Source organism: uncultured Sulfitobacter sp. (genome assembly GCF_947500075.1).
GTDB lineage: Bacteria > Pseudomonadota > Alphaproteobacteria > Rhodobacterales > Rhodobacteraceae > Sulfitobacter.
Genome location: NZ_CANMQS010000002.1, coordinates 238,553 through 264,110 on the forward strand (window position 1 = coordinate 238,553; position 25,558 = coordinate 264,110).

Below are 25,558 nucleotides of genomic sequence, written 5' to 3' on the forward strand. Positions count from 1 at the left end.
GCGGCACTGGTTTGCCGTTTTGCAGCCTGTTAAGGCTGGTGGCGGCGCGTAAACTCGCGCCAGACCGTGCAGAAAGACCCAGCCGCCATGCCCAACGAAATCCGTCTCGCCTTTGCCCATCCGTCAGAACGGGCCGAAGCCATGGCCGGGGATACCCCGCTGGACCGCATTTCCCTGCGCGACCACATTGTCGAGGTTGAGATCGGCGCCTTTCAGGCCGAACGCGGCGTCACCCAGCGCATCTGCTTTAACGTCGTGGTCGAAGTCCAGCCGCTGACCGGCCCGATTGACGACGACGTGGACCGCATCCTGTCCTATGACCGCGTCACCGAAGCCATTGCGGCCGAACTGGCGGATGAACGCCTGAACCTGCTCGAAACCCTCGCCGAACGGGTGGCTGAACGCATTCTGCTGGAACCCCAGGCGATGAAAGCCTTTGTCCGCATCGAAAAGCTCGACCGGGGGCCGGGGGCGCTGGGTGTTGAAATCGTCCGCGCCCGCGAAGATGTCCGCACAGCCGATGCCGAAGCCGCCGAAGCCCCCCAGCCCGAACTGGTGTTCCTCGGCGAAGCCGCCATCGCCTCACCGCATCTGACCGGCTGGCTCGATCAGATGGAAGCCACGGGCCGTCCGCTGATCCTCTGCGTCGGGGCCGCCGAAGGCACGCCCGCCCCGCAGATCCCCCACCGCATGGCGCAACGCCGGATTGATCTGCTGGCGATAGAGCAAAACGCATGGGTGCTCGCCGCCCGAGACGACCGCTGTGTGGTGGTCGAAACCCGCACCGAACTCGACTGGGCGATGAAAAACGGCCAGACCTGCGTCTGGGCGCCGTCCAAGATCGTCCTCGACGCGGTTGAAACCCCCTCCGCCCAGCCCCGCGACGCGGTGGCTCTGGCCGCATGGTTTGCCGCCACCTTTGAAGCGCGCGAAATGCTGGTGATCGGCGCGGAACCGCCCGCAGAGGCCCCCGTGCCCCTGCGTGTCATCCCCGCCAGCCAAGCGCAGTTGTGAGCACCGCGCGGCGCTACGTCAGGCCGCTGCTGCAACAGGGGCCCGCGCGCCCCGATGGCGCGCTTGCGCTGGGCGCAACCGACCTGTGGTTCACCCATGTCGAGCTCTTGCGCCGCGACGGCCCGGCAGAGGTCGTGCCTGCCGCCGCCTTGTCCGCCACTGAACGCGATGCGCTGACGGCACCGCGCGCAGAGATCGCAACACTCTCTCTTGACGCTCCCCGCGTGATGGGCATCCTGAACGCCACCCCGGACAGCTTTTCCGACGGCGGACGCCACGCCGCCGCAACCGATGCCATCACCGCCGGCATGGAGATGGCGCAGGCCGGTGCGGATCTGCTCGACATCGGCGGCGAATCCACCCGGCCCGGTGCGGAAACCGTGCCCGTGCCCGAAGAAATCGCCCGCGTTGTCCCCGTCATCGAAGGGCTGCGGGCAGCGGGCTACACCGGGCTTATCTCCATCGACACGCGCAAAGCAGCCGTGGCGCAGGCCGCAGTGGCCGCAGGGGCAGGGCTGATCAACGATGTCTCCGGCTTGACCTATGATCCGGCCATGCCCGCGCTGGCCGCCACGGCTCAAACCCCCGTCTGTGTCATGCACGCGCTTGGCGATCCCGCGACGATGCAGCAAAACCCGAGCTATGATAACGTCCTGCTCGACGTCTACGACTACCTGCATACCCGCATCACCGCGCTCACCGCCGCAGGCGTCCCCCGCAGCAATATTATCGCCGACCCCGGCATCGGCTTTGGCAAAACACAGGACCACAACCTGACCCTGCTCTCCCGCCTGAGCCTCTTTCACAGCCTCGGCGTGCCCATTCTGCTGGGGGCCTCCCGCAAGCGCTTCATCGGCACCATCAGCGGTGTCGACACCGCCGATCAACGTGTCGCAGGGTCAATTGCCGTGGCCCTTGCAGGCCTTGCCCAAGGCATGCAGATGCTGCGTGTGCATGATGTCGCCGAAACGCGGCAAGCGATTGCACTCTGGCGCGCAAGCATGGCAGGAAGGCACCCATGACAAAGCTCTTTGGAACCGACGGCGTGCGCGGCACGGCCAACACCCACCCCATGACCGCCGAAATGGCCCTGCGCATTGGCGCGGCTGTCGGACGCTACTTTCGCCGCGACGCCGCAGGCGTGCACCGTGTGGTGATTGGCAAGGACACGCGCCTGTCAGGCTACATGTTCGAAAACGCCCTGACGGCGGGCCTCACCAGCACCGGCATGAACGTGCTGCTTCTGGGCCCGGTGCCAACGCCTGCCGTGGGCCTGCTGACCCGCTCCATGCGCGCGGATCTGGGCGTGATGATCTCCGCCAGCCATAACCCCGCCCATGACAACGGCATCAAGTTCTTCGGCCCCGATGGCTTCAAACTCTCCGACAAGGTCGAGGCAGAGATCGAAGCCCTCATCGCCAACGGTGTGGAACCGACCGACGCCACCGAAATCGGCCGTGCCAAACGCATCGACGACAGCCGCTTTCGCTATATCGAACGGGTGAAATCCTCCTTCCCCCGGCAGATGCGTCTTGATGGGCTGAAGGTGGTGATCGACTGCGCCAATGGGGCCGCCTACCACGTGGCCCCGATGGCGCTGTGGGAATTGGGTGCCACGGTCATCCCCGTGGGGGTGGAACCCAACGGCCACAACATCAACGAAGGCTGCGGATCAACCCATCCCGCCCGCGCGGCGGAAGCGGTGCTGGAGCACAAGGCCGATGTGGGCATCTGCCTTGACGGTGACGCGGACCGGGTGATCCTGATTGATGAACAAGGCAACGTCGGCGACGGCGATCAGTTCATGGCCCTGATGGCCGCCCGCTGGGCCGCCGAACAACGCCTGCGTGGCGACGCACTGGTCGCCACGGTGATGAGCAATCTCGGGCTGGAACACTTTCTGGCCGACCACGGCGTGCGTCTGGAACGCACCGGCGTCGGCGACCGCTACGTGGTGGAACGGATGCGGGCAGGGGGGTTCAACCTTGGCGGTGAACAATCGGGTCACATCGTCATGACCGATCACGCCACCACCGGTGACGGCCTGATGGCGGGACTGCAATTCCTCGCTGAAATGGTGCGGGCGGGCAAACCCTCATCCGAACTGCTGCATCAATTCGACCCGGTGCCGCAGCTTCTGAAAAACGTGCGTTTCGCAACGGGACAGACACCTTTGGACGATGCCCATGTCAAAGCCGCCATCGCCCAGGCCGAAGCCGATCTGGCAGGCGGCGGGCGGCTGCTGATCCGCAAATCCGGCACCGAGCCTCTGGTGCGCGTGATGGCCGAACACGCGGATGCCGGCCGGATGACCCAATCGGTCGATATGGTTGTGGCCGCTGTCGAAGCCGCTGTTCAAACCTAACGCTGCCCCCCGAACAACCGGCTGAACGCCCCGAACTGGCTCAGCCCGACGCCCGCCAGAATCAACACCATCGCCCAGATCAGTGAGGGCGGCAGCGGCTCTGCCAAGATCCACGCGCCCAGCAGCACGGACCACAGCGGCACCATGTAATTCACCGTCGACATGAACACGGGACCGGCGGTGCGCACCACCAGCACCCGCAGGAAATTCGCCGCCGCCGTCGGCACCAGCCCCAGAAACGCCAGCACCCCAAGGATATAGGGATCGGGCAGGGGCGGGGGCCCTTCCAGCGCAAAGGCCACCGGGATCACCGCAGCGGCTCCGATGATCAGCAGCACCGTCGACAACCCGATCGGATCCACCGCAGGCAGGCGGCGCAACAGGATCGAACAGACCGCATAACAGGCCGCCGCCGCCATACAGGCCAGCCGCCCCGGTGTCTCCAGCGCGCCGCCGGTGCTGTCAAACGCCTGCGTTCCGATCAGGATCACCACCCCGACAAAGCCGATCACGAACCCCACAACCTTGCGCAGGCGCATCGTCTCTCCCGGCACCAGGAAATGCGCCAGCGGCAGCACGATCAATGCAACCGATGCCATCGACACCCCCGCAAACCCCGCCGTCACATATTGCTGCCCCCAGGCCAGCAGCGAAAACGGCAAGGCCGAACTGCCAAGGGCAATCGCCACCACGATCCCCTTCTGCGCGGGCGTGGGCTGCACGTCAAACAGCGCAAACCCCCGCAGCGCCCAGACCAGCGTCATCACCACCGCCGCAAACCCGATCCGGGAGGCCGCCAGCCAGAACGGCGTGATCCCGGTCAGGGCCACTTCTGTGACCAGAAACGTGCCGCCCCAGACAAAGGCCAGCACGCTGACCATGATCCAGCTTTTGAGGGTGATGTCCGGGGCACTCTGCATCTGCGCACTTAGGCTGCCGGGCAGGCGGGCGGCAAGCGCAAAAAGTTAACCCTGATCGCTGACATTCCTGTCAGATCGCTTGAGGTGCGGGGATGCCGCCTTATCTAAAGCGCTGGAAAGGGCCACGGGCCGTCAAAACGCATGATATGAGGGAGATGCACATGGATATCGTGAACTGGATTGTGGTGATCGGATTGATGAACGTGCTGGTTGGTCTGATCTGGTTCCTGCAGGTCAAAGACAAGAAAAACATGGACGGAAACCGTTCCGAAAAGTCATAAAAAACAAGACCTTGTGAGGTGACGCTCACGCAATCCCTCGCAAAGCCACCTGCACCCCGGCAGGCATGAAAAAGCCCGGACACAGCATCCTGTGTCCGGGCTTTCCCATTCTGTCAGAACGAAATCAGTTCTTCGCTTTGTCGACCATCTTGCCGTCGGAAATCCACGGCATCATCTCCCGCAGCTTCTCACCGACCTGCTCGATCTGATGCTCGTCATTCATGCGGCGTGTGCCCTTGAAGAACGGCTGACCCACGGCGTTTTCCTGCATGAAGTCACGCACGAATTTGCCGGTCTGGATGTCGGTCAGAACCGCTTTCATCTTCGCCTTGGTCTCATCATAGGGCAGGATGCGCGGGCCGGAGACATATTCACCATATTCCGCCGTGTTGGAGATGGAGTAATTCATGTTCGCGATGCCACCTTCGTAGATCAGATCCACGATCAGCTTCACCTCATGCAGACACTCGAAATAGGCCATCTCGGGCGCGTAGCCTGCTTCGACCAATGTCTCGAACCCCATGCGGATAAGCTCAACCAAGCCACCACAGAGCACCGCCTGCTCCCCAAAGAGGTCCGTCTCACATTCCTCGCGGAAGTTCGTCTCGATGATGCCCGACCGACCGCCACCAATGGCGGAGCAATAGGACAGGCCAATCTCAAGCGCCTTGCCAGACGCATCGCGATCAACCGCCACCAGACAAGGCACACCGCCGCCTTTGGTGTATTCGCCGCGCACCGTGTGACCGGGGCCCTTGGGGGCCATCATGATCACGTCGATGCCTTCCTTGGGCTCGATCAGGCCGAAGTGCACGTTCAGACCATGGGCAAAGGCAATCGCCGCACCCTCACGGATGTTGTCGTGCACGTATTTCTTGTAAGTCTCGGCCTGAAGCTCATCGGGCATGGTGAACATGATCACATCGGCCCAGGCCGCCGCTTCGGCAATGCCCATGACTTTCAGGCCTTCGCCTTCCGCCTTGGCGGTAGAGGCAGACCCCTCCCGCAGCGCCACAACAAGGTTCTTCGCACCGGAATCGCGCAGGTTCAGCGCATGGGCGTGCCCCTGGGAGCCGTAGCCCAGAATGGCCACTTTCTTGTCCTTGATCAGGTTCACATCGCAGTCACGGTCGTAATAAACGCGCATTTCATGTCCTCTTTGGTTCAGGTCTGTTGAAGGGTCTGCCCCGCACCATAGGGATGTGAACGCCTGTGGCCATTGCTGTTCTTTGAGTTTATAGGCCAAATGAAGATTAATCATGCGCTGTTCACGCCAAAATTGGAAAGATCATGCTTGATGACATGGACCGCCGTTTGTTGCGCTACTGGCAGGCCGACCCGTCCCTCACGCCCGGAGAGCTGGCCGACCACTGCAACATGACCCCCGGCAAAGCCGCGCGGCGCATCGCCAGGATGCAGGAGGACGGTGTGCTGCAAGGCGTCAGTGCGGTGATCGACTGGGCGGCATTGGGGTACACGGTGGAGGTCTCCCTGCGCATCACGCTCGACAAGACCCAAAGCAGCGCCTTTGACGACTTCCTCACGCAGGCCCGCACCGTTCCCGAAGTGACCGAGATCCAGACCTTCCTCGGCCGCGTCGATGTGCGCCTCAACGTCATCGCCCGCGACATGACGCATTACCAGCAGGTCTACCGCGCGGGCATCCTGACGCTGCCACACATCGCTGACATCGAAGCCCTGATGCAGGTTGCGCGCATCAAAGCGCAGGAGGCGCTGCCCCTATGATCGACCTCGACACCACCGACCGCGACATCCTGCGCGCCCTCTCGCGCGACGCCAGCCAATCCGCCAGCGCCCTGGGCCGCCGCTTTGGCCTCTCGCAACCCGCCACATGGCGCCGCATCCGCCGGCTGGAAGAGGCCGGCGTGATCCGCGGCCGCCGCCTGCGTCTGGACGCCGAAAAACTCGGCTTTGGCGTGACCGTCTTTCTGGGCATCAAACTGGCCACCAAAGGCCGGGTATCGCTGGAGGATTTCGAACGCGCCGTCTCCGCCATCCCCGAAGTGCAGACGGTTGAGCACGTGCTTGGGTTGTACGACTACCGCCTGCGGGTGGTGGCGCGCGACCTGCCGGATTTCGAACGGGTCTTGCGGCGGCGGATCATGACACTGCCGGGGGCAGGGGAGGTGGAGGCGAATGTGCTGCTGAGTGAGGAGCGGTTGGCGGGGCCGATTTGAGGGAGCAGATATGTCCAGCTTGTGGGACGATGGGGCAACTGGTAGTTGACGTGAAACACTCGGGGTCACGTTGTTGTTCTTGCTATTTTTGACCGCCATTCCCGGCGCTTACGTTAATGCGACCATTCTGGTTTTCATGTTCATCAAGATTGGCGAACATGGGATCATTCTTAATCCTATAAAGTTTGTCAGAGTGTTTTGGCCGATACTGGGAGCGTTATTGTGCGGAGTGATTCCTGCGATGCTGATCAGCGGCTTTTCGCTCCAGCTTGACCATCCAAACCAGCTTTCGCAGATGATTATCTCGTCTGTTATTCTCACGGTTGGTGCCTTGGTGAGCGGCGTGATCTTGCATCGGCTATGTGTCGCACAGGTTGAGAGACCAAAGCGATGTAACTGGTCTATCGGGATCATAGCTGCCCTGCAGATTGTTCTCATTGGTGCCACGATGGGTCTGGTAATGCTCTCACCCCCCTGACCTGCAACATTAGGTTTCGCTGTTTGACCGCTTTATCGCCCCCCAACAGTATACCCAGATAAACTTTGCCAACCCCCGCCCATTTTCCTATGCACAACCAACGCATATCGGAGGAACCCCCATGGCATTGCTCAACACCGTCGACCCCACAGGTCTTGATGAATTCAGCGTCGTCTTCACCGACCGCTCCCTCAACCACATGAGCGGCACGTTCCAGAAGGTCATGCGCGACATCTCCGACATGCTCAAGGACGTCTATGCCGCCGACGCTGTCGCCGTGATCCCCGGCGGCGGCACCTACGGCATGGAAGCCGTCGCCCGCCAGTTCGCCCGCGACCGGGATGTGCTGGTGGTGCGCAACGGCTGGTTCTCCTACCGCTGGTCCCAGATCATCGAAAGCGGCGATCTGACGAACAACGTCACCGTGATGAAAGCCCGCGCCCAAGGCAACACGCCCGCCAGCCCCTTCGCGCCTGCGCCCATTGACGAAGTCACCAGCACCATCCGCGAACAACGCCCCGCCGTGGTCTTCGCGCCCCATGTCGAAACCTCTGCGGGCGTGATCCTGCCTGACGACTACATCCAGCAAATGGCCGAAGCCGCTCATGACGTCGGCGCGCTGATGGTGCTCGACTGTATCGCCTCGGGCTGCGCCTGGGTCAACATGCGCGCCTTGGGCGTTGATGTCCTGATCTCCGCCCCGCAAAAAGGCTGGTCCGGCACGCCCTGCGCAGGCCTCGTGATGATGTCCGCCCGCGCTGAGGAACGCCTGGCCGAGACCCAATCCGACAGTTTCGCCATCGATCTCGCCAAATGGCGCGCGATCATGAAAGCCTATGAGGACGGCGGCCATGCCTATCACGCCACCATGCCCACCGACGGGTTGCGCGCCTTCCGCGACACCATGCTGGAGACGCAGGAATTTGGCTTTGAACGCCTGAAAGAAGCACAGTGGAAACTGGGCGAGGCCGTGCGCCAGATGATGCGCGACAAAGGCGTGGCGTCGGTGGCTGCCGACGGCTATGGCGCGCCCGGTGTGGTGGTCAGCTACACCGACAACCCCGACGTCCAGAACGGCAAGGCCTTCGCCGCCAAAGGCATGCAGATCGCCGCCGGTGTGCCCCTGCAAGTGGATGAACCCGAAGGATTCTCCACCTTCCGCCTCGGGCTTTTTGGCCTGGATAAACTCTATGATGTGGACGCCACGGTGGGCCGTTTGCGCAAGGTGGTGGACGAAGTGCTTTAACGCACGCCAAGCCCCATCTGCATCAACATCTTGCGCACAGGCGCCATCGCATAAAGTGCATTCAACCCCGCCGCCCGGGCATCCCGCGCGAGCGGTGCGCTGGCCTGTGACGCCCGGTTGAGCAGATCAATCCCCCGCACCCGCAGGGCAACATCCCCATGGCGCGCCTTGTGGTAGGCCTCCAGCATCGCCGCATCACCCAGCCCTTCGGGCCGCGCCACCGCCAGCTCCAGCAGCATCGCCGTATCCGCCAGCGACATGTTCAACCCCTGGGCCCCGATCGGCGGCAACACATGCGCCGCTTCCGCAATCAACGCCAACCGCTGGCCCGACAACCGCTCCGCCTGCTGGCTTATGATCGGCCAAACATTGCGCGGGGTGACCAACGTCAGCGGCCCAAACTGATAACAGGACCGCTCCGACATCTCCGCTTCAAAATCCTCAACGGAGGCCGCTGCCCGCGCCATCGTCTTCGGCCCATCGTCCATCCAGACCACGGCCGAACAGGGCATCCCGTCCCGATCCGGCAGAGGCACCAGGGTAAACGGCCCCCCCGTCCGGTGGATCTCGGTGGAGACATTGTCATGCGGCACCGGATGGGTGACCGCAAAAGCCAGCGCCTTCTGCCCATAGCGACTGGTGGAAACCTCAATCCCCGCCGCCTCCCGCATCGGGCTCCCGCGCCCATCCGCTGCAATCACCAACCGCGCCGTCACCGGCCCGCCTTCGGTCAACCCCACCTTGGCCGACCCCGTCCGCGTAAAGAGCGACGTCGTCCCCGTACCGGGCCGGAAATCCACGCAATCCAGCGCGTCCAACCGCGCCACCAGCACCCGCCGCAGCAACCAGTTGGGAAAGTTCCAGCCAAAAGGCTGCTCGGAAATATCCGCCGCATCAAACGACTTGACCACCCGCGGCGCCGCCACCTCGCCACCCGCATCAATGATCCGCATCACCTGCAAGGGCGCGGCGTGCTCCGCAAGCCCGTCCCAGACACCCGCCGCTTCCAGCACCCGGCGCGCCGGCTGCAACATCGCGGTGGAGCGCATGTCAGCGCCCGCCTCATCACGCCCGGTCACTGGCAGGGCAGGGTCCACACAGACAACGTCAAACCCCGCGGTGCCAAAGGCCGCCGCCGCCGTCAGACCGGCAATACCGCCGCCCGAAATCAGAATGTCACATGTCTCAGCCATGGCCCTAACCTAAGCCGTCAGCTGATCAAGAAAACCGGACAAATCGTCCGTGTGGTAGTGAATATGCGCGGCATCCAGTCGCGCCGGGGCCACATGCACCGTGCGCATCCCCATCGCATGAGGTTCGGCCAGATTGCGCGGATCATCCTCGAACATCGCCGCCCGTGTGGGCGTCAACCCATCGCGGCTGAACACCCTGTCAAAGGCAGCCCTGTCCGGCTTGGGATGAAAATCCGCATGTTCCACGCCGTAAATCGCATCAAACAAACCACTCAACCCCCGCGCCTCCAACACCCGCTCGGCGTAAGGCGCACAGCCGTTGGTATAGACAATCCGTCGCCCCGGCAGCGCCTTGATGCGCGCGGCCAAAACCGGATCGGGCACCAGCCGCTCCATGGAGATGTCATGCACGTCTTCCAGATAAGGCCCCGGATCCACATCATGCTCCCGCATCAACCCCGCCAGCGTGGTGCCATGCTCGCGCCAATACTTCGTGCGCAAATGATCCGCCTCTGCCCGGCCCACGCCCAACGCCTCCATCACCCAGGCCGTCATCCGCACCTCGATGAGGTCAAACAAGCGCGCCGACGGGGGGTAGAGCGTGTGGTCCAGATCAAAGACCCAGGTCTCGACATGTGAAAAAGCATCGCGTGGCATGCCGCCCGTGGTAGGCGCAAGCGGGCAGGGACGCAACCGCCACCACTCTTGCGCATCAGGTCTTCCGCGCTAAGGTATCGCCATTCAAAGGAAGTTCAGACATGGCTGCACCAAAACCCGGACCCACCGACGCCTACACAATGATCCTGGAGGCGATTGACGAAGGCACCTACCGCCCCGGCGACCGTCTGGTGGAGAGCGAGCTGGCCGAACGCTTCGGCGTCTCCCGCACGCCCGTGCGCGAAGCGCTGCAACGGCTGGAAACCCAATCCCTGCTCGCGCGCGATGGCCGCAGCCTGATCGTGGCCTCGCTCGATCACAACCAGACCGCCGAACTCTATGTGGTGCGCGGCGAACTCGAAGGCCTCGCCGCCCGCCTTGCCGCCCGCCACGCCACCCCCGAAGAGGTCCGCGTGCTGCGCGAAATGGTCACCGCCGATGACGCATTGATCAACGATTCCAATGCACTGGCCCGCGCCAACCGGCGCTTCCACAAACAGGTGCATCTGGCCTCCCACAACCGCTATCTGGTCCAGCAGCTTGATCTGGTCTACCGCTCCATGGCGCTGATGGCGACCACGTCGCTGGCCGCCGAAGGCCGGGGAGAGATCGCACAGGCCGAGCATGACAAGATCGTCTCCATGATCGAGGCCCGTGACGAGGATGGCGCGGACGAAGCACTGCGCGCCCATATCTCCGTGGCCTTTGTCACCCGCCTGAAACAGGAAGCCGCGCGGCTGGAAACCGAAGCGCACCCGTAACCGTCGCAAAAAGTACAGGCGGGGCAGGGGCGCTCCCCCCTTCACCGCCCTGTGCCTGCACCCTTCAAACCTGCACGCGGCCCGCTGCCTTGCCACCGCCCTGGCCCCTCTTTTTGGCCTTAAATATCCCTGCACACCGGTCCAGCCAGACACTACATATGTGTCGCAGCCCGAGCCCGACGACCCGCCCCCGGCTCCACTCCATTCACATTCGCTTCCCGCCCCCGATTGCTGCGCACCGACACCCACGAGGGTTCCGGCGCAGGCAGCACAACCGCAACCCGACGGGCATCCGTCCCGGCAGCCGCCACATCCTCCGGGATTTCCGTCTGGGCGATCCCGTGCTGGGTCTTGTCCCAGTAAAACGGGCTGGAGATGAACTCATAGACCGCCTTGAATGCCGCCAGCGTGCCCAGCGGGAAATACGCAGGCAGGGTCAGCGTCCAGCCCAGCAAATGCCGGTGGCCGGGGCGGGAAACCGCCACGCAGGCGATCAGCAGGTTCAGCACCTCCGACAGGATGAACAGCCCCGCCAGCCCCCACAAAACGCCGCTCCCCAGCGTCAGGGCAACCGGATGCGGCAGTCCCGCCAGCGCCAGCCAGAACGACCACAGCAAGGGCGCGCAGAGAAACTGCGAAAACGTCGCCAGCAGCATCGTCTGCACCCCCAGAAACCGCAACAGCCCCAGATCCTTCAGCAACACACCCGGACGCCGCATATGCACGCACCAGGTGATCAGAAACCCCTTCAGCCAGCGCGAGCGTTGCCGCACCCAGGGCCACGCCCGACAGTTGGCTTCCTCAAATGTCACCGTCGGCAACAGTTCCGTCACATAGCCATGGCGCGCCAGCCGCACCCCCAGATCGGCGTCTTCGGTGACATTATGCGCATCCCACCCGCCCAGATGTTTCAGCACGTCCGCGCGGAAAAACAGCGTCGTCCCGCCCAGCGGAATGACCAGCCCCAGCCTTGCGATGCCCGGCAGGATCACCCGCCACCAGCTTGCATATTCGATTGTAAAACAACGTGACAGCCAGTTGCTCCGGCTGTTGTAGTAATCGAGCACCCCTTGCAGGCAGGCCACCTTGGCGGGCGCCTGCTGAAAGCGGCTCACGACCCGCTCAATCTGATCCGGCTCGGGGGCATCCTCCGCATCCCAAACCCCGATAATTGTCCCCCGACAGAAATCCAGCGCATAGTTCAGCGCGCGCGGCTTGGTGGTGAGCTGGTTCGCCTCCGGCACTTCAATCACCGTGATCCAGGGGGGCAGGTCGGTCCGCGCCAGCGTCTCCCGCGTGACGGTATCGCCTTCTTCCAGCACCAGCATCACATCCAGCAGCGATTTCGGGTATGTCAGCCGCGACAGCCGGGTGATCAGCGCCCCCGCAATCTCCCTTTCCCGCAACAGCGGCACCAGCATCGACACTCGCGGCAGCCGGAAGGCATCCGGCGCATTGCCCGGTCGCGGCCCGCTGTGCTGTTTGGGCCCAAAAAACATCGCAACAAACGCCGCGGCTTTCAGCCCCGTGCTCATCACCAGCGTCAGCACCGCCCAGAGGATCATCACCGTCAGCGTCCACAAGGGGCTCAGGACCAGCGCCGTCAGCACCGCCGCCGCACAAACCCCCGCCCAGACCCGCCGCTTCACACTCTGACCGCCCCAGGCCCGACAGCTTTCATGGGCCGGCACCCGCTTGGCCGCCTTGCGCGCCAGCTCATCGCCATACAATCGGCTGATGTGATGCCGGATCTGCGTCGCATCCGCGATCACCGGCAGCATTTTCACATCCGCATTGGCCATACAGGCCCGTAGCCGCTTGAACTGCGCCGGGTTGTCCGTCGCCACCAGCAGCGCGCCGCCCACCAGACGCCAGGGCACCACGCGGAACTGCAACGCCAAAGAGGCAGGCAGCAAACGCCGCAGGCTCTTTGACGGCGGATCAAGCGACAGATCCACAAACTGCGCCCCGTTCTGGCGCGACAGCGCGCTCAGCATATCCTGCCGCCCCAGCAGCCCCTCCGCGATCAGAATCTCGCCCACCGGCGCGTCGATGTGCCGTTGCAACGCCAGCCCATGCACCAGATCAGGCCCCGAGATCGCCCCATGTTCGACCAGCAACCGGCCAAGCGCTTCATGTCTGGGGGGGACGACCGCAGCCTGCGGATCAGAGAGGTGCAGCCGGAGGTTACTCATGTCACATGTGCCTTACATCTTAATGTAAGGTGAACATCCGCGAGTCGGGTTAATCGTTGGTTAACAGAAACTTTACGCCGACCCTGTCAACCAGTCCTGACAATCAGGCAGGCGCCTTTGTGCGCTCCGCCATCGCCGCCGCAAACCGCTCAAACAGATAATAACTGTCCTGCGGTCCGGGGGAGGCTTCGGGGTGGTGCTGCACAGACCACACCGGCCGCCCGTCCAGCCGGATGCCGCAATTGGAGCCGTCAAACAGCGACACATGTGTCTCGATCACACCCTCCGGCAGGCTCTGCGCATCCACCGCAAACCCGTGATTCATCGACGTAATCTCAACCTTGCCCGTGTCATTGTCCTTCACCGGATGGTTGGCACCATGATGGCCGTGGCTCATCTTGATGGTGTCGCCACCCAGCGCCAGCGCCAGCATCTGATGGCCCAGACAAATGCCAAAGACCGGCAGATCCGTCTTGTTCAGCACATCCTTGATCATCGGCACCGCATATTCACCCGTCGCCGCCGGATCACCGGGTCCGTTGGACAGGAAAACGCCGTCCGGCGCATGCGCCATCACATCCTCATAGGTGGCAGAGGCCGGCAATACCGTCACTTCACACCCCGCCGAGGCCAGACAGCGCAGAATATTCCGCTTCGCCCCGTAATCCACTGCCACAACCTTGTGCTGGGGGGCCTCCTGTGGTGCATAGCCATCCGGCCAGGCCCACCGCATCTCGTCCCAGCGATAGCTCTGCGCGCAGGTCACATCCTTGGCCAGATCCATCCCTTCCAGCCCTGCAAAGCCGCGGGCAGCGGCAATCAGCGCCTCGATATCGAAATTCCCGTCCGGATCATGGGCCAGCGCCACATGCGGCGCACCCTGTTGCCGGATCGCGCGCGTCAGACGCCGCGTGTCGATGCCGCCAATGGCAATCCGTCCCCGTGCCGCCAGCCACTCTGACAGATGCTGCACATTGCGCCAGTTCGAAGGGTCCGTGGGCATCCACTTGACCACCATGCCGGCCGCCACCGGATCGCCAGTTTCGTCATCTTCGGGGTTGGTGCCCACATTGCCCACATGCGGGAAGGTGAAAGTCACCACCTGACCGGCATAGGACGGGTCCGTCATGATCTCCTGATAGCCGGTCATCGCCGTGTTGAAACACAGCTCAGCCACCGTCTGGCCCGTGGCGCCAAAACCGGCCCCGTAAAACAGCGACCCATCCGCCAGCGCAAGGCAAGCCGTGGGGTGGGTGGGAACCGGCGCGGTCATGGGGCAGCCTCCGACATCTGGTATAGGTAAACGGTCGCATACCTACTTGTGCGGGGGCGGCGGGTCAAGGGGGCGCGGCAAATGAGATATTCTTTCAAAACATGCACTTACCCTCCCGCGCCAGCCATTGCACCACAGCGGCACTGCCGCTATGGTCCTCGCCTGAAATGACCCGGTCCAAGGATCCAACGCCATGACATTGCGCACCCGCATCACAGACGCCCTGAAACAGGCGATGAAGGACAAGGCCGCTGATCGGCTTTCCACCCTGCGGCTGATCAATGCCGCGATCAAGGACAAGGACATCGCCGCCCGTGCCACCGGCAACGACGACGGCGTGGCCGAAAGCGAAGTGCTTGCGATCCTTGGCAAAATGGCCAAACAACGCCTCGAATCCGCGCGCGCCTATGAAGAGGGCGGCCGCCTTGATCTGGCCGAACACGAACGGGCAGAGATCGAAGTGATCGAGGAATTCCTGCCCCGCCAGCTGTCCGAGGATGAAACCGCCGCCGCCGTGGAAAAAGCCATCGCCGACATCGGCGCAGAATCAATCCGCGACATGGGCAAGGTGATCGGCGCGCTCAAATCACAATACACCGGGCAGATGGATTTCGGCAAAGTCGGCCCCATGGTCAAAGACCGTTTGAGCTAGGGAAAACAGCGCAGTACAGGCCGAACCTAAAGCTCACGCGCGCCGCAGGCTCCGCGCCAGATCGTCATAAAGCGAGATCCGCTCTTCCTCGCTCAGAAACGCCCCAATCTCCACTTCGCGCCCGTGGCCGCTCAGCGTGACGTAGTGCGGCACCGGTCCGTCCTTTTCGTATTTGGTCACCCGCGCCCAATAGCGGTTGCAGTCCCATTCCTTCACCTCACCCTTGGGCGTGGTGTGCACCAGATGCGCCGTGTCGCTGTCCAGCGTCAGCACCTCTTCGATCTGCCGCGCCCGGTGGTTGCTTTGCAGGGCGACATAGATGCCCCCGACCGCAGCCAGCACAAAGGGCAGCATCCCCCAAAGCAGGGTTGTGCCCAGCAGTGTGAAGGTGGGGATCAGGATCATCGTGAAGGTCGCCAGCACAAAAGCCGCAAACCCCCGCGCAGGCAGGGATTGATGCGGCCAAAGGCGCATCTCCTGTCGGGGGGCCTCGGGGGCGGTGGTCCATTCGTAGGGCATGGGGCCAAAATAGCGCATGGCGCAGGCCGTGCAATGCGTCAGGTTGGTGCAGGGCCGATCAGGTCCCAGCGGTTGCCGAATGTGTCGCGGAAAACGGCAACGGTGCCATAGGTCTCATGGCGCGGGGTTTCCTCAAACACCACACCTTTGGCGGACAGGGCTTTGTAATCCCTGTCAAAGTCGTCCGTTTCCAGAAACAGCCAGACACGTCCCGCCCCTTGGCGGCCAATGGCCGCGCGTTGGGCATCATCGCCCGGTTGCGCCAGAATGAACCCGGTGCCGCCACCGGGTGGCGTGACCCGGACCCAGCGTTTGTGGCCCTGGTCGATGTCCTCGGTCAGGTGGAAGCCCAAAACCTCGCAGTAGTACGCAATGGCCGCGTCATAGTCGGGGACAATCAGGGTCAGGGCAGAGAGTTTCATATCGTCCTCCAAAGCCACGTTTTCCGGCGCGGAAAACGGTCGGAAAATGGCGCATTTTCCGGGTCCAGTGGCAGGCGTAGTGCGTCAACATCCGCGTCATTCCACCAGGACAGCGGCACACCCAGAATTTTCGCAAAATTCTGACCGTTTTCTGCGTCAGAAAACGAGCCGCCCAAACATTAACAAACCCCGCTGCGCACCACCGCACGCGCCGTTAACCCTGCCTTCTGTGCCACAACCGGTGTACAGGTTGTGCACGCATTGTGTACGCCCCGTGCACCGTCCAAGCCCCACAAAATAAGCCCGTTAACCCCGATTCGCGCCATTCAACGCGTTAACCTTTGTTAACCCGTTGCGCGGTCACTCCAACTCAACCAGCAAATCCTTCGCGTCAATCTGCCCGCCGGCCTGCACATGCACCGCCTTCACCACCGCATCCCGCTCCGCGTGAATGCCCGTCTCCATCTTCATCGCTTCGATCGTCAGCAGCAGATCGCCCTCATGCACCTGCTGCCCCACAACCGCCCCGACAGAGGCCACAACCCCCGGCATCGGCGCGCCGATGTGGTTGTCGTTCCCGGCTTCCGCCTTGGGCCGCTGCGCTGTGGTGGATTTGACCAAACGGTTGGGCACACGGATCACCCGCGGCTGGCCGTTGAGCTCAAAAAACACTTTAACTTCACCGTCTTCCGTGGTCTCGCTGGCGGCCTGCATGCGGATTTCCAGCGTCTTGCCGGGATCAATCTCGGCCGAGATTTCCTCCCCCGGTTCCATCCCGTAAAAGAACGTTGGCGTCGGCAGGGTGCGCACGGGTCCATAGGTCCGGTGACGCCCCATGTAATCCAAAAAAACCTTTGGATACATCAGGTAACCGCACAGATCCTCATTGTCGATGGCCTTGCCCTCAAGCTCTTCGGACAGGTCCTTGCGCGTCTGCTCCAGATCAATCGGGGCGAGATGTTTGCCGGGCCGTTCAAGGTTCGGCTCTTCGCCCTTGAGCACCTTCTTGACGATCCCGTCCGGGAAGCCCCCCTCCGGCTGTCCCAGATTGCCGCGCATCATGTCGACAACGCTGTCAGGGAAGGCGACATCCGTGCCCGGATCTTCCACATCCTCCCGTGTAAGCCCTTGGGAAACCATCATAAGTGCCATGTCGCCCACAACCTTGGACGAGGGCGTCACCTTCACAATATCCCCAAACATCTGGTTCACATCCCGGTAGGTCCGCGCCACCTCGGGCCAGCGTTCGTCCAGCCCCAGTGAGGCCGCCTGCGCCTTGAGGTTGGTGAATTGCCCCCCCGGCATCTCATGCAGATAAACCTCCGAGGACGGCGCCTGCATCCCGGTTTCAAATGCGGCGTATTGGGACCGTACTTCTTCCCAGTAATCAGACATTTCCCGGACGACCTTCATGTCGATCCCGGTGTCCCGATCCGTATGCCTCAGCGCCTCCACAACCGACCCCAAAGTGGCCTGCGAGGTATTGCCAGAGAAGGCATCCATCGCGCAGTCCACCGCATCCACCCCGGCTTCCGAGGCGGCAAGGATCGTGGCCGAGGCAATGCCCGCCGTATCATGGGTGTGGAAGTGAATCGGCAGCCCGACTTCGGCCTTCAGCGTGCTCACCAGTTTGCGGGCCTGCGCCGGTTTCAAGAGCCCCGCCATGTCCTTCAACCCCAGCACATGTGCACCGGCCGCCTTGAGGGATTTCCCCATGGAAACATAATATTGCAGGTCGTACTTCGCGCGATCCGGGTCAAAGATATCGCCCGTATAACAGATCGTCCCCTCACAGATCTTGCCCGCATCAATCACCGCGTCCATCGCCACGCGCATGTTCTCAACCCAGTTCAGACTGTCGAACACGCGGAACACATCGACGCCCGTCTTGGCCGCTGTGGCCACGAAATGCTGCACCACATTGTCGGGGTAGTTGGTATATCCCACCCCATTCGAGGCCCGCAGCAGCATCTGCGTCATCACATTCGGCATTGCCTCGCGCAGGTCGCGCAGGCGCTGCCAGGGGCATTCCTGCAAGAAGCGATAGGCCACATCAAAAGTCGCGCCCCCCCAGCACTCCACGCTGAAAAGTTGTGGAAGATTAGCAGCATAGGCCGGGGCGACCTTGATCATGTCATGGCTGCGCATCCGCGTGGCCAGCAAGGATTGGTGCCCGTCGCGCATGGTTGTATCGGTGATCAGCAACTGCCGCTGCTGGCTCATCCAGTCGGCCACGGCTTGCGGGCCTTTCTGCTCCAGCAGATTGCGCGTGCCCATGCGCGGCTCTTCCAGACATTCAGGTGGCCGGGGCGCGCGCGCCGCAGCAGGGCGGGGCACATCCTTGGTCTCCGGATGGCCGTTCACAGTGATGTCAGCGATATAAGTCAGCACCTTCGTGCCCCGGTCGCGGCGCATCTTGAACTGGAACAGCTCCGGCGTCTCATCAATGAACTTCGTGTGATAGGTGTTGTCCAGAAAAGTGGGGTGTTTCAACAGGTTCTCGACAAAAGCGATGTTTGTCGACACCCCCCGGATGCGGAATTCCCTGAGCGCGCGGTCCATGCGCGCAATCGCCAGTTCCGGCGTCTGCGCCTTGGCCGTGACCTTCACCAGCAGCGAGTCGTAATACCGCGTGATCACCCCCCCCGAATAGGCCGTGCCGCCGTCCAGCCGGATGCCCATGCCCGTGGCCTCGCGGAAGGCCGTGATGCGGCCATAGTCCGGGATGAAGTTGTTCTGCGGGTCTTCGGTGGTGATCCGGGTCTGCAACGCATGGCCGTGCAACTGCACCTCGTCCTGTGATGCCTTGCCCGTGGCTTCGGCAATCGTCTTGCCTTCGGCAATCAGGATCTGCGCCTGCACGATGTCGATGCCGGTGACTTCCTCGGTCACAGTATGCTCCACCTGCACCCGCGGGTTCACTTCGATGAAGTAGAATTTCCCGTCCGCCATATCCATCAGGAACTCAACGGTGCCGGCGCATTCGTAGTTCACATGGGCACAGATCTTGCGGCCTAAGTCACAGATTTCAGTACGTTGTTCCTCAGTCAGGTACGGGGCGGGCGCCCGCTCCACCACCTTTTGGTTGCGCCGCTGGACGGAGCAATCGCGCTCATAAAGATGGTAAATCTCACCGTGTTTGTCACCCAGGATCTGCACTTCCACATGGCGGGCCTTGAGGATCATCTTCTCCAGATAGCCCTCGCCATTCCCGAATGCCGCTTCGGCCTCGCGCCGCCCTTCGAGGATCTTCTCTTCGAGCTCGCTCTCATCGTAAATGGGCCGCATGCCGCGTCCGCCGCCGCCCCAGGAGGCCTTGAGCATGAAGGGATAGCCGATCTCCTTGGCCTCCTTGGCGATGGCTTTCATGTCATCGCCCAGCACTTCCGTTGCCGGGATCACCGGCACGCCCGCTTCCATCGCCACCCGGCGCGCGCTGGCCTTGTCGCCCAAAGCGCGCATCGTCTCTGCCCTGGGGCCGATGAAGGTGATCCCGTTCTGTGCGCAAGCATCTACAAAATCAGGGTTTTCCGACAAAAGCCCATAGCCCGGATGGATCGCATCCGCGCCCGAGGCCTTGGCCACACGGATCATCTCATCAATCGACAGATAGGCCGCCACCGGCCCCAGCCCTTCGCCAATCCGGTAGGCTTCATCGGCCTTGAACCGGTGCAGGCCCAGCTTGTCTTCCTCGGCATAGACGGCCACGGTCTTTTTACCCATTTCATTGGCAGCCCGCATGATGCGGATGGCGATTTCGCCGCGGTTGGCGATCATGACTTTGTTGAATTCGGGCATGTGGATTCCTTGGCAGGTCTAAAGTGAGCGCAGTCTAGGCATGCGGCGCTGCAGCGCAATACCCAGCACTACGGAAGTGGTGCGCGGGGATTTAGGAGATTTCAGCCCTTCGGGGAGGTTTTTGAACCATTTGGAAGGGGGCGTTGGTGGTCAGGTCAAATGCGGGGGGCAGCTCCGTGAGGGTGGCAGCACCCAGTTGGCCCATGTTGGCGGCCATGTCCTTGGCGAGGATGTCGATGAGGTGGTCGACACCGGTGCGGCCCAAGGCCCCCAGCGCGAAGTGAAAGGCGCGGCCGAGCATGACGAAGTCTGCGCCCAGGCTCAGCGCGCGCAGGATGTCGAGGCCGGATTCAATGCCGCTGTCGAAGATCAGCGGGCGTTTGGTGGCGGCGCGGATGGCAGGCAGGGCGTCGATGCTGGCGGGCGCGCCATCGAACTGGCGGCCGGCATGGTTGGAGATCCAGATGGCATCACTGCCCATTTTGTCCAGTTTTTCAGCGTCTTGCGGTTTGAGGATGCCTTTGACGATGAACGGTCCGTCCCAGGCGTCACGCAGCCATTTGACGTAGTCCCAGTCGGGTGCCGTGCGCAGCAGGTAGCCCACATGGGCGGTGGGTGAGAGGCCTTCGCTCGCGGCATCGGTGTATTTGTCGAGGCCGCGCATATGGGGCATTCCGCGTTTGGCGGTCTCCCACGCCCAGGCGGGGCGGGTGGCGATTTGTGCCAGCAGGCGCGGGGTCAGGCGCGGCGGGTTGGTCAGGCCCGAGCGGACCTGTCGTTCCCGGCGGGAGGCGGTGGGCACATCCACGGTAAGGATCAGGGTGGTGAAACCTGCGGCTTTGGCGCGGGCGAGCATGTCGCGGCGGATCTCCGGATCGCGGGGCGGGTACATCTGGAACCAGGCGTGGGGGCCGAGATGCGGCGCGATGTCCTCGGGGCTTTGGGTGGCGACGGTGGAGATGCAGTAGGGGATGTTGTGATCGCGGCCTGCACGCGCGAGGTGGCCTTCGGCACCGGGCCAGATCAGGCCCGACATGCCGATGGGCGAGATGCCGAAGGGCAGGGGCAGGGTGTCTCCGAGGAATGGGGTCGACAGGTCTGGTGTGACTTCGCCGTGCAGCACGCTGGGCATCAGCCCGATGCGGTCAAGGGCGGTGCGGTTGCGCGCCTTGGTGGCTTCCTTCCCGGTGCCGCTGTCGAGGTATTCCCAGACAAACGGCGGGATGCGTCTTTGCGCGCGGGCGCGCAGGTCAGCAAGGGCGGGATAGGTGGCGTGCAGGTCCATGGCGCATTTGCCCGTTTCTTGCGCGGATTGTCCAGCGCGGCAGCACACCCGCGTCGATGCGCTTGGGGCAGGCGTTGTGCAGGGATATTTCTGGCCAAAAAGAGCTGCGGAACGTTATGAGAACATGGGTTTTCCTTTGGCGGGAATCCCTCTAGGTTACGGCCCATGAGCAGGGTGATGGCATGAGCGGTTTTGATGAAATGGACGCCTTTGAAGGGGCTTCCCTGTCGGCACGGGCGATGGCGGCGCGGCCGCAGCCTTATCTGGAGGGGCTGAACCCCGCACAGCGTGCCGCGGTGGAGCAGATGGACGGGCCGGTCCTGATGCTGGCGGGTGCCGGCACGGGTAAGACCAAGGCTTTGACAGCGCGGATCGTGCATTTGATGAACACCGGGCGCGCGCAGCCGAATGAGATCCTGGCGGTTACTTTCACCAACAAGGCCGCGCGGGAGATGAAGAACCGCGTGGGCGGGATGCTGGGCCAGCAGGTTGAGGGGATGCGCTGGCTGGGGACGTTCCATGCGATCTGTGTGAAGCTGCTGCGGCGGCATGCGGAGCTGATCAGCGTCACCGACGCGGATGCCGTTGTGGAGGGGCCTGCACGCACGCTTAAGTCAAATTTCACGATTTTGGACACAGATGACCAACTGCGGCTGTTGAAGCAATTGGTGGCGGCCGAAGGGATTGATGACAAACGCTGGCCGGCGCGGATGCTGGCGGGGATCATCGACGGCTGGAAGAACCGCGCGCTGACGCCGGACAAGGTGCCGACGGGGGATGCAGGCGCGTACAACCATCGCGGGGTTGAGATTTATGCCCAGTATCAGCGCCGTCTGATCGAACTGAACGCTGTCGATTTCGGCGATCTGCTGCTGCATATGGTGACGATCTTTCAAAACCACCCGGATGTGCTGGAACGCTATCAGCGCTGGTTCAAGTACATCCTTGTGGACGAATACCAGGACACCAACGTGGCCCAGTACATGTGGCTGCGGCTGCTGGCCAGCGGGCACAAGAACATCTGTTGCGTGGGCGATGATGACCAGTCGATCTATGGCTGGCGCGGCGCGGAAGTCGGCAACATCCTGAAGTTTGAAAGCGACTTTCCCGGTGCCCATGTGGTGCGGCTGGAGCAGAACTATCGCTCCACCCCGCATATCCTTGGCGCGGCATCGGGGGTGATTGCGGGCAATGAAGGGCGGCTGGGCAAGACGCTCTGGACGGAAGAGACAGAGGGCGAGAAGGTTCGCCTGATCGGCCATTGGGACGGGGAGGAAGAGGCGCGTTGGATCGGGGATGAGATCGAAGCGGCACAGCGCGGGACGCGGGGCATGGACCCGATGTCATTGGATGACATGGCGATCCTCGTGCGCGCTTCTCATCAGATGCGCGCCTTTGAGGATCGCTTTTTGACCATCGGCCTGCCTTACAAGGTGATTGGCGGGCCGCGCTTTTATGAACGGTTGGAGATCCGCGATGCCATGGCCTATTTCCGGGTCGTGACCAGCCCGGACGACGATCTGGCGTTTGAGCGGATTGTGAACACGCCCAAGCGCGGCTTGGGCGACAAGGCGCAGCAGAAGATACAGGTCTGCGCGCGCCAAAATGGGGTGAACCTTGTTGAAGGCGCGCGCATCCTGCTGGCGGAAAACGGCCTGACAGGGAAGGGTGCTGCGCAGTTGCGGCTCTTGATCGACGGCATCGAACGCTGGTCCGGCATGCTGCGCGGACCCCTGCGGGAGATACAGGACGATACCGTGCTGGATGATGGCACCGGCCCCGCCACACGCATGGAATATGCGCCGCCAGAGACAAGCCATATCGAACTGGCCGAGATCATCCTTGATGAGAGCGGCTACACCGGCATGTGGCAAAACGACAAAACCCCCGAAGCGCCGGGGCGGTTGGAGAACCTCAAGGAACTGGTCAAGGCGCTGGAAGGGTTCGAGAACCTGCAAGGCTTCCTCGAACATGTGAGCCTGATCATGGACAACGAGCAGGAAGGCGATGGGGAGAAAGTCTCCATCATGACCCTGCACGCGGCCAAGGGGTTGGAGTTTCCGGCGGTCTTCCTGCCGGGCTGGGAAGATGGGTTGTTTCCCTCCCAACGCTCCATGGATGAAAGCGGGCTGAAGGGGCTGGAGGAGGAACGCCGCCTCGCCTACGTGGGCATCACGCGGGCGGAGGAGATCTGCACCATCTCCTTCGTGGCCAACCGCATGGTCTTTGGCCAGTGGCAATCCGCCATGCCGTCCCGTTTCATCGACGAACTGCCAGAGGAACACGTGGACGTGCTCACCCCTCCCGGTCTCTACGGCGGCGGCTTTGGTGCGGCGATGCCGAAAAGCAACCTGCACGAACAGGCGGCGGAGGCGAATGTCTACAATTCCCCCGGCTGGCGGCGCTTGCAGGCGCGGTCGGGTGAACGGGGGATGAGCCAGCCCAAGGAAAACCGCAACGTCACGATTGATATGAATGCCGTCTCCAGCTTCACCATGGGGGAACGGGTGTTCCACCAGAAGTTCGGCTATGGCGCGGTGATCGGGATCGAAGGCGACAAGCTGGAGATAAAATTTGAGAAAGCGGGCACCAAGAAAGTCGTCTCACGTTTCCTGACGGGCTGCGATGACGTCCCCTTCTAGAAAGCCAGCACCATGCAGATAATGTCGCTCAACGGGTGGGGCGGCAAGCTGCATGAGGTGCTGCTGGCCTATCTTCAAACCGCCACGCCTGACATCCTGTGCCTGCAAGAAGTCGTGCACACGCCCGCCTCGGAACAGGACTGGCTGACCTACCGCGACGGGGATCACGTCCTGCCGCAGCGGGCGAATTTCTTTCGCGATGTTGCGCAAGCCCTGCCTGCGCACACGGCCACCTTCTGCCCTGCCGCGCAGGGTGTGCTCTGGGACGGGGACAGGTCTGTGCCCTCGCAATGGGGGCTGGCGACTTTTGTGCACAAATCGCTCCCTATTATCGGGCAGGCGCAGGGCTTTGTGCACAAGGAATACAGCCACAACGGCTATGGCGATCACCCGCGTTCCCGCTCGGCCCATGGCGTCCGGGTGTATGATGAGACTGCGGGCCGTGCCGTCGGCGTCACACACATGCATGGGCTGCGGGATCTGCGCGGGAAAATGGACACACCTGAACGCGCCACACAGGCGCGCAGGCTGCTTGCGCTGTCGGATCAGGTGACGGAACCGGGTGACGTCACAGTGGTTTGCGGTGATTTCAATGTTGAGCCGGACAGTGAATCGCTGGCGATTTTGGGGCAGGGGGGCTTGACCGATCTTGTCACCACGCGCGGGTTCACCACGACCCGCACGTCCCATTACCAGAAACCGGGCCGGTTTGCCGATTACATGCTGGTCAATGAGACCAACGCCGTCACAGGGTTCGACGTGATCCATGATCCGGAGGTTTCTGACCACTGTCCGCTTGTGCTGACGCTCTGACCGCGCCTGTGTCCTGAAACGAAAAACAGCGGCACCTTGGGAGGAAGGTGCCGCTGTTCTTGTATTGACCCGAAGCGAAGGGGGTGTTGCTTCGGGCGGTGTCCTCATGTGCGGCTCAGGGAGGAGAGGGGCACATGGGACAATCAGACCCGTCGGGAGGGAGGACCCGAGAGGGTTGAAAGCTGTTAGCGGTTGACCGCGTCCCATGCCACGCGGGGCAATTCAGAGCGGTGCAAGCCCAGATCGGCCAGTTCACGGTCTGTCAGGGCGTTCAGGCCATTGAAAGTCTCACGGTACAGGCGGTTCCGCTGGAAGCGGGTTACCATGCCATCGAAAGCGGACATGACGCGTGCCATGAAAGAAGACTGCTGTGCGGTTGTTTGGTTCAGATATGCCATTTTGGCGCCTCGTTCGGATAAAATGTTTGTTTCTGTTCGCATCGTCTGAAGGGCATATACGCCGTTAAAATCGCAAAACAACATCCGTTGGCGCATTCCCGATATGCAGGCCGTGCATAGGAGTGGATCTGTTCAACACTTTGTTATCAAACGGGAAACACGTTAACCGCACGTAAACCAAGCAGGCGTCAGCTGGCCATCGGGGGGGTGGGATCAAAGAAACGGGGGGGCTGAAAGAAAAAGGGCGGCGACATCAGGGAGGAGGTAGATGTCGCCGCCAAAAACAAACAATCTCGGGAGGAGGTTGAGATCGTCTGGTCTTTCTTTAGGAGCGGCGTAATCGGGAGGAAGGTCCGCTCCTGTGCCCTCATATTTAGACAAATGCTGCGGTTGCACAATGATTAGTTTTGCAATGCTGCTATGCAGCAAGAACATGGTGTCTTTGTGC

At 62.4% G+C, this 25,558-nt stretch carries 23 protein-coding genes; 11 read left to right on the forward strand and 12 right to left on the reverse strand.

All coding sequences use genetic code 11. The features are described 5' to 3' along the window. Positions 1-87: 87 nt before the first annotated feature. From Q1A91_RS06095 to glmM, 3 genes are read left to right on the forward strand one after another with little or no spacing between them, the layout of a single operon-like run. Positions 88-1,014, forward strand: a complete 927-nt coding sequence (locus tag Q1A91_RS06095) for a dihydroneopterin aldolase (RefSeq protein WP_299874391.1) — start codon at positions 88-90, stop codon at positions 1,012-1,014. Continuing rightward, positions 1,011-2,036, forward strand: a complete 1,026-nt coding sequence (folP, locus tag Q1A91_RS06100; RefSeq protein ID WP_299874394.1) for a dihydropteroate synthase — start codon at positions 1,011-1,013, stop codon at positions 2,034-2,036. Before Q1A91_RS06095 ends, folP begins: the two co-directional genes overlap by 4 nt. Continuing rightward, positions 2,033-3,379 (forward strand): phosphoglucosamine mutase, encoded by a 1,347-nt coding sequence (gene glmM / locus Q1A91_RS06105; RefSeq protein ID WP_299874398.1) that lies wholly within the window; start codon positions 2,033-2,035, stop codon positions 3,377-3,379. Before folP ends, glmM begins: the two co-directional genes overlap by 4 nt. On the opposite strand, the gene Q1A91_RS06110 is transcribed toward glmM, so the two are convergent. Continuing rightward, entirely contained in the window at positions 3,376-4,299 is a 924-nt protein-coding gene (locus tag Q1A91_RS06110) for a DMT family transporter (protein ID WP_299874401.1), read from the reverse strand. The genes glmM and Q1A91_RS06110 overlap by 4 nt on opposite strands. 405 nt (positions 4,300-4,704) lie before the next feature. Next, positions 4,705-5,727, reverse strand: a complete 1,023-nt coding sequence (ilvC, locus tag Q1A91_RS06115; RefSeq protein WP_299874403.1) for a ketol-acid reductoisomerase — start codon at positions 5,725-5,727, stop codon at positions 4,705-4,707. Positions 5,728-5,870: 143 nt separating this feature from the next. Between ilvC and Q1A91_RS06120 the strand changes: the two genes are divergently transcribed. The 4 genes from Q1A91_RS06120 (at position 5,871) to Q1A91_RS06135 (ending at position 8,502) form a co-directional block, all read left to right on the forward strand. Next, positions 5,871-6,326 carry an Lrp/AsnC family transcriptional regulator gene (locus Q1A91_RS06120; protein WP_299874406.1) on the forward strand — a complete coding sequence of 152 codons (456 nt, stop codon included), beginning with the start codon at positions 5,871-5,873 and terminating at the stop codon, positions 6,324-6,326. Then, a complete protein-coding gene (locus Q1A91_RS06125) occupies positions 6,323-6,778 on the forward strand; it encodes an Lrp/AsnC family transcriptional regulator (RefSeq protein ID WP_299874408.1) in 456 nt (151 codons plus the stop codon). The genes Q1A91_RS06120 and Q1A91_RS06125 overlap by 4 nt, the downstream gene beginning before the upstream one ends. Before the next feature lie 88 nt (positions 6,779-6,866). After that, the gene (locus tag Q1A91_RS06130; protein WP_299874411.1) at positions 6,867-7,256 is read left to right on the forward strand and encodes a hypothetical protein; all 390 of its coding nucleotides are present in this window, start codon (positions 6,867-6,869) and stop codon (positions 7,254-7,256) included. Between the two features lie 121 nt (positions 7,257-7,377). Continuing rightward, entirely contained in the window at positions 7,378-8,502 is a 1,125-nt protein-coding gene (locus Q1A91_RS06135; protein WP_299874414.1) for an aminotransferase class V-fold PLP-dependent enzyme, read from the forward strand. Here Q1A91_RS06135 and Q1A91_RS06140 read toward each other — a convergent pair. Then, positions 8,499-9,695: a UbiH/UbiF family hydroxylase gene (locus Q1A91_RS06140; RefSeq protein ID WP_299874418.1), complete on the reverse strand. Its 1,197-nt coding sequence runs from the start codon at positions 9,693-9,695 to the stop codon at positions 8,499-8,501. The genes Q1A91_RS06135 and Q1A91_RS06140 overlap by 4 nt on opposite strands. 9 nt (positions 9,696-9,704) lie before the next feature. Beyond that, positions 9,705-10,352 (reverse strand): pyrimidine 5'-nucleotidase, encoded by a 648-nt coding sequence (locus tag Q1A91_RS06145; protein WP_299874421.1) that lies wholly within the window; start codon positions 10,350-10,352, stop codon positions 9,705-9,707. A 101-nt stretch (positions 10,353-10,453) separates the two neighbouring features. Here Q1A91_RS06145 and Q1A91_RS06150 point away from each other — a divergent pair, with 101 nt between their 5' ends. Then, the gene (locus Q1A91_RS06150; protein WP_299874424.1) at positions 10,454-11,113 is read left to right on the forward strand and encodes a GntR family transcriptional regulator; all 660 of its coding nucleotides are present in this window, start codon (positions 10,454-10,456) and stop codon (positions 11,111-11,113) included. Between the two features lie 152 nt (positions 11,114-11,265). Here Q1A91_RS06150 and Q1A91_RS06155 read toward each other — a convergent pair whose 3' ends face one another. Next, positions 11,266-13,308 carry a glycosyltransferase gene (locus Q1A91_RS06155; protein ID WP_299874426.1) on the reverse strand — a complete coding sequence of 681 codons (2,043 nt, stop codon included), beginning with the start codon at positions 13,306-13,308 and terminating at the stop codon, positions 11,266-11,268. A 103-nt stretch (positions 13,309-13,411) separates the two neighbouring features. Continuing rightward, on the reverse strand, positions 13,412-14,581 hold the full coding sequence (carA, locus tag Q1A91_RS06160; RefSeq protein ID WP_299874429.1) for a glutamine-hydrolyzing carbamoyl-phosphate synthase small subunit: 1,170 nt from the start codon (positions 14,579-14,581) through the stop codon (positions 13,412-13,414). 193 nt (positions 14,582-14,774) lie between these two features. Between carA and Q1A91_RS06165 the strand changes: the two genes are divergently transcribed. Further along, positions 14,775-15,233: a GatB/YqeY domain-containing protein gene (locus tag Q1A91_RS06165; protein WP_299874432.1), complete on the forward strand. Its 459-nt coding sequence runs from the start codon at positions 14,775-14,777 to the stop codon at positions 15,231-15,233. Between the two features lie 33 nt (positions 15,234-15,266). On the opposite strand, the gene Q1A91_RS06170 is transcribed toward Q1A91_RS06165, so the two are convergent. From Q1A91_RS06170 to Q1A91_RS06185, 4 genes are all read right to left on the reverse strand, one after another. Beyond that, a complete protein-coding gene (locus Q1A91_RS06170) occupies positions 15,267-15,752 on the reverse strand; it encodes a DUF2244 domain-containing protein (RefSeq protein WP_299876129.1) in 486 nt (161 codons plus the stop codon). Positions 15,753-15,790: 38 nt separating this feature from the next. Beyond that, positions 15,791-16,174 carry a VOC family protein gene (locus tag Q1A91_RS06175; RefSeq protein WP_299874436.1) on the reverse strand — a complete coding sequence of 128 codons (384 nt, stop codon included), beginning with the start codon at positions 16,172-16,174 and terminating at the stop codon, positions 15,791-15,793. Between the two features lie 360 nt (positions 16,175-16,534). Further along, entirely contained in the window at positions 16,535-19,972 is a 3,438-nt protein-coding gene (locus Q1A91_RS06180; protein ID WP_299874439.1) for a pyruvate carboxylase, read from the reverse strand. A gap of 91 nt (positions 19,973-20,063) precedes the next feature. Beyond that, the gene (locus Q1A91_RS06185; protein ID WP_299874442.1) at positions 20,064-21,257 is read right to left on the reverse strand and encodes an alpha-hydroxy acid oxidase; all 1,194 of its coding nucleotides are present in this window, start codon (positions 21,255-21,257) and stop codon (positions 20,064-20,066) included. A 182-nt stretch (positions 21,258-21,439) separates the two neighbouring features. On the opposite strand from Q1A91_RS06185, the gene Q1A91_RS06190 reads away from it, so the two are divergent. Further along, positions 21,440-23,899 (forward strand): ATP-dependent helicase, encoded by a 2,460-nt coding sequence (locus tag Q1A91_RS06190; RefSeq protein ID WP_299874445.1) that lies wholly within the window; start codon positions 21,440-21,442, stop codon positions 23,897-23,899. A gap of 21 nt (positions 23,900-23,920) precedes the next feature. Beyond that, a complete protein-coding gene (locus Q1A91_RS06195; RefSeq protein ID WP_299874448.1) occupies positions 23,921-24,712 on the forward strand; it encodes an endonuclease/exonuclease/phosphatase family protein in 792 nt (263 codons plus the stop codon). A 185-nt stretch (positions 24,713-24,897) separates the two neighbouring features. Here the strand turns inward: Q1A91_RS06195 and Q1A91_RS06200 are convergent, their stop codons facing one another. Next, positions 24,898-25,110, reverse strand: coding sequence for a DUF1127 domain-containing protein (locus Q1A91_RS06200; protein WP_299874451.1), 213 nt, complete (start codon positions 25,108-25,110; stop codon positions 24,898-24,900). Between the two features lie 213 nt (positions 25,111-25,323). Then, entirely contained in the window at positions 25,324-25,545 is a 222-nt protein-coding gene (locus Q1A91_RS06205; RefSeq protein ID WP_299874454.1) for a hypothetical protein, read from the reverse strand. Positions 25,546-25,558: the final 13 nt, after the last annotated feature.

Bases quoted from the DNA above. Each gene is read 5' to 3' on its own strand.
- Q1A91_RS06095 (WP_299874391.1), top strand. From the start codon at position 88: ATGCCCAACGAAATCCGTCTCGCCTTTGCCCATCCGTCAGAACGGGCC.
- glmM (WP_299874398.1), top strand. From the start codon at position 2,033: ATGACAAAGCTCTTTGGAACCGACGGCGTGCGCGGCACGGCCAACACC.
- Q1A91_RS06110 (WP_299874401.1), bottom strand. From the start codon at position 4,299: ATGCAGAGTGCCCCGGACATCACCCTCAAAAGCTGGATCATGGTCAGC.
- ilvC (WP_299874403.1), bottom strand. From the start codon at position 5,727: ATGCGCGTTTATTACGACCGTGACTGCGATGTGAACCTGATCAAGGAC.
- Q1A91_RS06120 (WP_299874406.1), top strand. From the start codon at position 5,871: ATGCTTGATGACATGGACCGCCGTTTGTTGCGCTACTGGCAGGCCGAC.
- Q1A91_RS06125 (WP_299874408.1), top strand. From the start codon at position 6,323: ATGATCGACCTCGACACCACCGACCGCGACATCCTGCGCGCCCTCTCG.
- Q1A91_RS06135 (WP_299874414.1), top strand. From the start codon at position 7,378: ATGGCATTGCTCAACACCGTCGACCCCACAGGTCTTGATGAATTCAGC.
- Q1A91_RS06140 (WP_299874418.1), bottom strand. From the start codon at position 9,695: ATGGCTGAGACATGTGACATTCTGATTTCGGGCGGCGGTATTGCCGGT.
- Q1A91_RS06145 (WP_299874421.1), bottom strand. From the start codon at position 10,352: ATGCCACGCGATGCTTTTTCACATGTCGAGACCTGGGTCTTTGATCTG.
- Q1A91_RS06150 (WP_299874424.1), top strand. From the start codon at position 10,454: ATGGCTGCACCAAAACCCGGACCCACCGACGCCTACACAATGATCCTG.
- Q1A91_RS06155 (WP_299874426.1), bottom strand. From the start codon at position 13,308: ATGAGTAACCTCCGGCTGCACCTCTCTGATCCGCAGGCTGCGGTCGTC.
- carA (WP_299874429.1), bottom strand. From the start codon at position 14,581: ATGACCGCGCCGGTTCCCACCCACCCCACGGCTTGCCTTGCGCTGGCG.
- Q1A91_RS06165 (WP_299874432.1), top strand. From the start codon at position 14,775: ATGACATTGCGCACCCGCATCACAGACGCCCTGAAACAGGCGATGAAG.
- Q1A91_RS06170 (WP_299876129.1), bottom strand. From the start codon at position 15,752: ATGCCCTACGAATGGACCACCGCCCCCGAGGCCCCCCGACAGGAGATG.
- Q1A91_RS06175 (WP_299874436.1), bottom strand. From the start codon at position 16,174: ATGAAACTCTCTGCCCTGACCCTGATTGTCCCCGACTATGACGCGGCC.
- Q1A91_RS06180 (WP_299874439.1), bottom strand. From the start codon at position 19,972: ATGCCCGAATTCAACAAAGTCATGATCGCCAACCGCGGCGAAATCGCC.
- Q1A91_RS06185 (WP_299874442.1), bottom strand. From the start codon at position 21,257: ATGGACCTGCACGCCACCTATCCCGCCCTTGCTGACCTGCGCGCCCGC.
- Q1A91_RS06190 (WP_299874445.1), top strand. From the start codon at position 21,440: ATGAGCGGTTTTGATGAAATGGACGCCTTTGAAGGGGCTTCCCTGTCG.
- Q1A91_RS06195 (WP_299874448.1), top strand. From the start codon at position 23,921: ATGTCGCTCAACGGGTGGGGCGGCAAGCTGCATGAGGTGCTGCTGGCC.
- Q1A91_RS06200 (WP_299874451.1), bottom strand. From the start codon at position 25,110: ATGGCATATCTGAACCAAACAACCGCACAGCAGTCTTCTTTCATGGCA.
- Q1A91_RS06205 (WP_299874454.1), bottom strand. From the start codon at position 25,545: ATGTTCTTGCTGCATAGCAGCATTGCAAAACTAATCATTGTGCAACCG.